6 protein-coding genes and 2 pseudogenes are annotated in these 4,541 nt (G+C 48.6%); 6 read left to right on the top strand and 2 right to left on the bottom strand.

The window, feature by feature from the left end; translation table 11 throughout:
- The 4 genes and pseudogenes from BEN30_RS16175 to BEN30_RS16165 form a co-directional block, all read left to right on the top strand.
- Window positions 1-474: transposase (locus BEN30_RS16175; RefSeq protein WP_245649065.1), on the top strand; the 474-nt coding region annotated here is incomplete at its 5' end.
- A gap of 310 nt (window positions 475-784) precedes the next feature.
- On the top strand, window positions 785-1,279 hold the full coding sequence (locus BEN30_RS16170) for a hypothetical protein (RefSeq protein WP_139135090.1): 495 nt from the start codon (window positions 785-787) through the stop codon (window positions 1,277-1,279).
- A gap of 381 nt (window positions 1,280-1,660) precedes the next feature.
- Window positions 1,661-1,870, top strand: a pseudogene (locus BEN30_RS18105) (transposase); the annotation flags it as partial.
- A 120-nt stretch (window positions 1,871-1,990) separates the two neighbouring features.
- Window positions 1,991-3,307, top strand: a complete 1,317-nt coding sequence (locus BEN30_RS16165) for a response regulator (RefSeq protein WP_069959347.1) — start codon at window positions 1,991-1,993, stop codon at window positions 3,305-3,307.
- Here the strand turns inward: BEN30_RS16165 and BEN30_RS19055 are convergent.
- A pseudogene (locus BEN30_RS19055) lies at window positions 3,253-3,429 on the bottom strand (IS21 family transposase); the annotation flags it as partial. The gene BEN30_RS16165 and the pseudogene BEN30_RS19055 sit on opposite strands and share 55 nt — an antisense overlap.
- A 103-nt stretch (window positions 3,430-3,532) precedes the next feature.
- On the opposite strand from BEN30_RS19055, the gene tnpA reads away from it, so the two are divergent.
- Window positions 3,533-3,910: an IS66-like element accessory protein TnpA gene (gene tnpA, locus BEN30_RS19275; RefSeq protein ID WP_069959346.1), complete on the top strand. Its 378-nt coding sequence runs from the start codon at window positions 3,533-3,535 to the stop codon at window positions 3,908-3,910.
- On the top strand, window positions 3,907-4,134 hold the full coding sequence (tnpB, locus tag BEN30_RS16155) for an IS66 family insertion sequence element accessory protein TnpB (protein WP_139135089.1): 228 nt from the start codon (window positions 3,907-3,909) through the stop codon (window positions 4,132-4,134). Before tnpA ends, tnpB begins: the two co-directional genes overlap by 4 nt.
- Here tnpB and BEN30_RS16150 read toward each other — a convergent pair.
- The coding region (locus tag BEN30_RS16150) for a transposase (protein WP_170827049.1) at window positions 4,131-4,541 on the bottom strand (411 nt) is incomplete at its 5' end. The two genes, tnpB and BEN30_RS16150, sit on opposite strands and share 4 nt — an antisense overlap.

Here is a 4,541-nt window from a genome sequence, read left to right as displayed (position 1 = left end):
ATCGCCGCCCTGACGACACGGATCGCGGCCAGAACGGCCAAGATCAAGATGCTGTCGGCGGAACGCGGCGTGGCGCGGCGGCTGCAAACGATGCCCGGGGTCGGTCCGCTGACGGCGCTGGCCATTGAAGCTTTTGCCCCGCCGATGGAGAATTTCCGCTGTGGACGCGACTTCGCCGCCTGGCTCGGTCTCGTTCCGCGCCAGTTTTCATCGGGCGGTAAGGAACGCCTCGGACGCATTTCCAAGGCGGGGCAGGCAGATATCCGTCGGCTCCTGATTATCGGGGCGATGTCGCGCCTGAATTGGCTGGGCCGTAAATCGATCCCGGAAGGATCGTGGTTGGCGCGAATGGTGGCGCGAAAGCCGAGGATGCTCGTGGCGATCGCTTTGGCCAACAAGATGGCGCGGACCATCTGGGCCATGCTAACAAAGAATGAGGATTACCGGGAGCCGACGCAGGCTGTGACGGCATAAACAACATGTCGCACAACCTGCTCGGCACCGGGTAAAGGAGGTGTGAGAAGGCGACGACCCGAATGGGCAAAATGATCGAACCGATCTGGATCAGGAAAACCAGCTTAGAGTCGTGAGCGTGAAAGCTCGGGAATCAGATTTGGACCTGCTCCGCAGATCACCATACCGGCCAGCGGCTTTCTGGAAACGTCGCAAGCAAAGGCCTCACAGAAGACCGCACTCGATCACACGCACTTCGGAGCAGAAACTTCTTGCATCACGGGCGGCAACCACAGAAGGGTCAAAGGATTAGAGGAGTACTGGGAAAAAAATGGCAAACAATAATAAAGACATAGATGATGGTGAAAATTTTGAAAATGTTTCTTCGTCTCTAGATGAGATGACACATTCTGAGTTATTGTTAATGCATAAGGAAGCTTCTATAAATCTTCTTTTTGCAAAAAAAATGCAATGGGCTTCAGTAGCTTCAACTTTAATTATTAATGCGGGAATTATCATCATTTCAGACTTACCCTCATCTAACTTGTCGAGCAATACATATCCTGCTCTGCTCATTTTCATGACATGTGGAGCTGTTTTTCTTCTGATCTTGTACCAGTTTTGGCAGTACAATGAGGTCTCAAGAATACGTGAAATTAATAAAAATTTTTCTTCACTTTATAGTAAAATTAACACGTTGAAATCCCGTCGCGAAGGAGATATTCATCGGTATACAATTTTATTTTTCATGATTATGACCATCGTTTTGTCTGCTATCCTTAGCAGTGTAGTTATTAGTGGTATTTTAAATAGCAAACAACTTTGATCCGTCATTCGCCAAATGTAGTAGGTGATAGGTCATGATAAATGCAGTTATACACAGACTCTCAGCTAACCCGAAAAGTTCGTTCAATAATTGACCACTCAAAATCAGTCAGTTCATAACGACGTTGGCTCATGCAAATTATCCATTCAATGGAAAGCTTTAATCACATTCTGATCTGTATGGGAATCCTGTTATGAGTTTACGGGCTAAATTATATAACTGGGCTATGCAGTTGACACCCACGCATACCATATATAGTGTTTCGACGTATGGAGAATTACCCTGCTAACATGATCGATTTGATGGACATGTTCCCAACGGAAGATGCGTGTTTGGAATATTTGATACAGGTGCGTTGGCCTGAAGGGTACGCCAATGGCTCACCGTGTGATTTCTTTGCTGAAACGATGGTGGCTTGGCACCCATCAAGGCGCTATAAGTCCAGAGCACTTGCCATATTATCTCGATGAATTCACATTTCGCTTCAATCGCAGAACATCACGCTCCAGAGGAAAGCTTTTTTATCGCCTGATTGAGCAAGCTTTGCAAATTGACCCAGTACCAGCCAAAAAGCTTACACACAACATCTAGTGGGCGTGGGTTTTAACTGCATAGCCCAGTTATATAAATCTTTGTCTCAGACCTTCTCGACAGCTTCAAGCGGCCTAAATTGAACTCAATAGGGCATTGTTATGAGGATGTTGTTTGATCATGACATTTAACAGAACTCCAAGTAAAGTTGGCCAGATCCAGATGCTCCCCCCCACGGTAAAAAATAGTATTATTTTTGTTGATGACGATCAAAATATTTTGAATGGTCTCCGACGTATGCTGCATTTCATGCGGGAGCAGTGGGATATGGTGTTTGTCGTCTCAGGGCAAGATGCATTGAAAGCCATGGAGGGATGTCCAGTTGACGTGATCGTTTCAGATATGCGGATGCCGGAAATGGATGGCGCACAATTGTTGACCCAGGTGAAATTGCTTTATCCCGAGACCGTTAGAATTATTTTTTCTGGACACTCTGAGGAACAGTTGATTTTTAAGACGGTTGGGCCTGCACATCAGTTTATAGCCAAGCCCAGCAGTCCTGAGATTATTGTCAATATCCTCTCTCGTTCCATAAAGCTTAGATCCATTCTCAATATTAAGGCATTGAAATCTTTGGTGGCCTCGCTTGAGGGGCTGCCTACACCCCCTAAAAACTATTTTTCCCTTATAAATCTCCTTGAAGCTAAAAATTCAACAAGGGCGGATATTGCAAAAGCCTTGTCTCGTGACATTGCCTTGACGGCCCAAACCATGAAGCTCACTAATTCAGCATATTTTGGCCTACCTAAGCATGTTGAGAACGTCGCCCAAGCAGTTGCCCTTCTTGGAACAGATACCATCAAAGCTTTGGTGCTGGCCACTGGGTATTTTCACTTTTATACGGGAATTCTGGAAGTGGCTGATAAAATTGAGTTGTTGTGTCAACGCTCTTTCAGTATTGGTGCTGTGGCTCGAGAGTTAGCACTCTTCGAGGGCTCTGCTCCAGAAGTTGTTGATCAGGCGGGATCCGCTGGAACGTTGAGCCATATAGGTACTTTGATTTTGATTGCTCATTCGTATGAAAAATTTAAAGAGGCTATGGAATTTGTTGATAATTTAAGCTACTCCCTCATTGAAGCTGAGGAAGAATCCTTTGGTGTTTCCCACCAGAAACTGGGAGCGTATCTATTAGGCCTTTGGGGGTTTACTGACCCCATTGTGGAGGCGGTTGCATTTCATCATACCCCTCAGTTGGTCAACGTTGTTTCCAAATGTCCGCTTGTTTTTGTTTATATCGCTCAAGTTCTACTAGCTCACATTGACCCACAAACTGGAGTTATTGATCAAAAGTCTACAGGCCTTGATATAGACTACCTTAAGAATGTCTGGCACCAGGATCACGACAACATGAAAGGGCGGATACGGCTCTGGTCCGATATAGTCCTGGAAGGACACAGCTCAATACGGCACAGCACCAGATGTTTGACGCCGTCGTAACCGTTAGCGCCCATACGCAGGGCATCCTTTATAGGGTTATGAAGGACCTCAACATTGAAGGTCTCCAAAAGCCTCAGTACCTGCACGTACTTGCGCTTTCCCGACTTCCCCATGCGAGCCTCGTAACCCTCCGCCGAAGGCCGCCTTCATTTTGCATTCTATATCTGGGATTGTCTATCAGCGGGCAATTGATGTCCGTTTAAGGATAGATGGACATCTACGGTGATGACGGATTGGCGAACATGTAAGCGGCGTCGATATTCAGACGCGTTCAAACGGCAGGTTGTTGCGGAGGCGTCTGAGGACGGGGTCTCGGCGTCGTCGGTGGCGCGTCGGCATGGATTAAACACGAACTTGGTTTTCAACTGGCGGCGGCGATTTCGCGCGAATGCGACGCCTACGTTTATTCCGGCGGTGATCGTTCCCGAGGAAGACGCGCTGGAGAGTTCTGGCGCTGAGCGGTTTATACCAAGGAGTGCTGAGGCGGTGCGATCAGATGGAACCATGGAAGTTGTATGTCACGGCGGGCGGCGGATTGTCTTGGCTGCAGATTTCGACGCTCGCGCGTTGGTGCGTCTTCTGAGCCTTGTGGAGGAACGATGATCCCGGTTCAGGTCGGCGTTCGGGTTTGGCTGGCGACGGGCCACACGGACATGCGCAAAGGATTTCCAGGGCTTTCGCTTTTGGTTCAGGAAGTGCTTGAACACGATCCTCTGGGCGGACACCTGTTTGTCTTCCGGGGCCGTCAGGGGAATCTTTTGAAGGTCATCTGGCACGATGGTCAGGGTGCCTGTTTGTTTACCAAGTTCGCCCTGAACAATGCCTAAGCCATTGATGTTTGGTATCGGATCATAAGTCGGGAAGTATCCGTTTTTACTATTTTGACTGTCTTTTCTGTCACGCTCATGATCCAGGCAAGCCAAAATGCCAGGGCGTTGAGGATCAGGCGCATGTTGTGGCCTGCGGCAACCAGCAGAGCGTTGATGGCGTCGCCAGTTTGGCCTTTTAGGAAGTTTCGATCAAGCCTGCCATCGGTTTTCATATGCCCGATGGTCGCCTCGATGGCCGATCTTCGTTTCAACTCACGCTTCATTTGGGGGCTCAATCCGCGCTTGTGTCCGGACAGCATGACCGAGGCCTCGCCCTCGTAATTATGGCCGCGATAGCCCCTATCGGCATAAATCCGCTCGGGATCGACACCAGTCATTTGCGCGGCCTGGGCGACGGTGTCGGA

Origin of the sequence: Magnetovibrio blakemorei (assembly GCF_001746755.1) — a bacterium.
GTDB classification, from domain to species: Bacteria; Pseudomonadota; Alphaproteobacteria; order Rhodospirillales; family Magnetovibrionaceae; genus Magnetovibrio; species Magnetovibrio blakemorei.
The sequence above is the reverse complement of the archived record's forward strand: the minus strand, read 5'-3'. Positions and strand labels throughout refer to the sequence as shown.

What these genes read in the sequence shown, in the direction of transcription:
- BEN30_RS16170 (WP_139135090.1), top strand. Translation starts at nt 785, where the DNA reads ATGGCAAACAATAATAAAGACATAGATGATGGTGAAAATTTTGAAAAT.
- BEN30_RS16165 (WP_069959347.1), top strand. Translation starts at nt 1,991, where the DNA reads ATGACATTTAACAGAACTCCAAGTAAAGTTGGCCAGATCCAGATGCTC.
- tnpA (WP_069959346.1), top strand. Translation starts at nt 3,533, where the DNA reads ATGACGGATTGGCGAACATGTAAGCGGCGTCGATATTCAGACGCGTTC.
- tnpB (WP_139135089.1), top strand. Translation starts at nt 3,907, where the DNA reads ATGATCCCGGTTCAGGTCGGCGTTCGGGTTTGGCTGGCGACGGGCCAC.